The sequence below is a fragment of the Staphylococcus sp. GDY8P85P genome (assembly GCF_017892405.1).
Lineage (GTDB): Bacteria > Bacillota > Bacilli > Staphylococcales > Staphylococcaceae > Staphylococcus > Staphylococcus borealis.
The window spans coordinates 296-3,170 of sequence record NZ_JAESLA010000035.1 but is presented as its reverse complement, the minus strand read 5'-3'; the positions used below and the strand labels follow the sequence as shown (position 1 = coordinate 3,170).

1 rRNA gene (only partly in view) is annotated in these 2,875 nt (G+C 50.0%); it reads left to right on the top strand.

The window, feature by feature from the left end:
- Positions 1 to 31: 31 nt before the first annotated feature.
- Positions 32 to 2,875: ribosomal RNA gene (locus KA828_RS08315) — 23S ribosomal RNA — on the top strand (it continues 65 nt past the right edge of the window).

Below are 2,875 nucleotides of genomic sequence, written 5' to 3'. Positions count from 1 at the left end.
AGCGATTGACTAAAAGTTTGGTGGAAACATAGATTAAGTTATTAAGGGCGCACGGTGGATGCCTTGGCACTAGAAGCCGACGAAGGACGTTACTAACGACGATATGCTTTGGGTAGCTGTAAGTAAGCGTTGATCCAGAGATTTCCGAATGGGGGAACCCAGCACGAGTTATGTCGTGTTATCGACAAGTGAATTCATAGCTTGTCAGAAGGCAGACCCGGAGAACTGAAACATCTTAGTACCCGGAGGAAGAGAAAGAAAAATCGATTCCCTGAGTAGCGGCGAGCGAAACGGGAAGAGCCCAAACCAATAAGCTTGCTTATTGGGGTTGTAGGACACTCTATACGGAGTTACAAAGGAATATATTAGACGAATCATCTGGAAAGTTGAATCAAAGAAGGTAATAATCCTGTAGTTGAAAATATATTCTCTCTTGAGTGGATCCTGAGTACGACGGAGCACGTGAAATTCCGTCGGAATCTGGGAGGACCATCTCCTAAGGCTAAATACTCTCTAGTGACCGATAGTGAACCAGTACCGTGAGGGAAAGGTGAAAAGTACCCCGGAAGGGGAGTGAAAGAGAACTTGAAACCGTGTGCTTACAAGTAGTCAGAGCCCGTTAATGGGTGATGGCGTGCCTTTTGTAGAATGAACCGGCGAGTTACGATCTGATGCAAGGTTAAGCAGGAAATGTGGAGCCGTAGCGAAAGCGAGTCTGAATAGGGCGTTGAGTATTTGGTCGTAGACCCGAAACCAGGTGATCTACCCATGGTCAGGTTGAAGTTCAGGTAACACTGAATGGAGGACCGAACCGACTTACGTTGAAAAGTGAGCGGATGAACTGTGGGTAGCGGAGAAATTCCAATCGAACTTGGAGATAGCTGGTTCTCTCCGAAATAGCTTTAGGGCTAGCCTCAAGTGATGATTATTGGAGGTAGAGCACTGTTTGGACGAGGGGCCCCTCTCGGGTTACCGAATTCAGACAAACTCCGAATGCCAATTAATTTAACTTGGGAGTCAGAACATGGGTGATAAGGTCCGTGTTCGAAAGGGAAACAGCCCAGACCACCAGCTAAGGTCCCAAAATATATGTTAAGTGGAAAAGGATGTGGCGTTGCCCAGACAACTAGGATGTTGGCTTAGAAGCAGCCATCATTTAAAGAGTGCGTAATAGCTCACTAGTCGAGTGACACTGCGCCGAAAATGTACCGGGGCTAAACATATTACCGAAGCTGTGGATTGTCCGTAGGACAATGGTAGGAGAGCGTTCTAAGGGCGTTGAAGCATGATCGCAAGGACATGTGGAGCGCTTAGAAGTGAGAATGCCGGTGTGAGTAGCGAAAGACGGGTGAGAATCCCGTCCACCGATTGACTAAGGTTTCCAGAGGAAGGCTCGTCCGCTCTGGGTTAGTCGGGTCCTAAGCTGAGGCCGACAGGCGTAGGCGATGGATAACAGGTTGATATTCCTGTACCACCTAACATCGTTTTAATCGATGGGGGGACGCAGTAGGATAGGCGAAGCGTACGATTGGATTGTACGTCTAAGCAGTGAGATTGAGTGTTAGGCAAATCCGGCACTCTTAAGATTGAGCTGTGATGGGGAGAGGAAATTGTTTCCTCGAGTCGTTGATTTCACACTGCCGAGAAAAGCCTCTAGATAGATAATAGGTGCCCGTACCGCAAACCGACACAGGTAGTCAAGATGAGAATTCTAAGGTGAGCGAGCGAACTCTCGTTAAGGAACTCGGCAAAATGACCCCGTAACTTCGGGAGAAGGGGTGCTCTTTAGGGTGCAAGCCCAGAAGAGCCGCAGTGAATAGGCCCAAGCGACTGTTTATCAAAAACACAGGTCTCTGCTAAACCGTAAGGTGATGTATAGGGGCTGACGCCTGCCCGGTGCTGGAAGGTTAAGAGGAGTGGTTAGCTTCTGCGAAGCTACGAATCGAAGCCCCAGTAAACGGCGGCCGTAACTATAACGGTCCTAAGGTAGCGAAATTCCTTGTCGGGTAAGTTCCGACCCGCACGAAAGGCGTAACGATTTGGGCACTGTCTCAACGAGAGACTCGGTGAAATCATAGTACCTGTGAAGATGCAGGTTACCCGCGACAGGACGGAAAGACCCCGTGGAGCTTTACTGTAGCCTGATATTGAAATTCGGCACAGCTTGTACAGGATAGGTAGGAGCCTTTGAAACGTGAGCGCTAGCTTACGTGGAGGCGCTGGTGGGATACTACCCTAGCTGTGTTGGCTTTCTAACCCGCACCACTTATCGTGGTGGGAGACAGTGTCAGGCGGGCAGTTTGACTGGGGCGGTCGCCTCCTAAAAGGTAACGGAGGCGCTCAAAGGTTCCCTCAGAATGGTTGGAAATCATTCATAGAGTGTAAAGGCATAAGGGAGCTTGACTGCGAGACCTACAAGTCGAGCAGGGTCGAAAGACGGACTTAGTGATCCGGTGGTTCCGCATGGAAGGGCCATCGCTCAACGGATAAAAGCTACCCCGGGGATAACAGGCTTATCTCCCCCAAGAGTTCACATCGACGGGGAGGTTTGGCACCTCGATGTCGGCTCATCGCATCCTGGGGCTGTAGTCGGTCCCAAGGGTTGGGCTGTTCGCCCATTAAAGCGGTACGCGAGCTGGGTTCAGAACGTCGTGAGACAGTTCGGTCCCTATCCGTCGTGGGCGTAGGAAATTTGAGAGGAGCTGTCCTTAGTACGAGAGGACCGGGATGGACATACCTCTGGTGTACCAGTTGTCGTGCCAACGGCATAGCTGGGTAGCTATGTATGGACGGGATAAGTGCTGAAAGCATCTAAGCATGAAGCCCCCCTCAAGATGAGATTTCCCAACTTTGGTTATAAGATCCCTCAAAGATG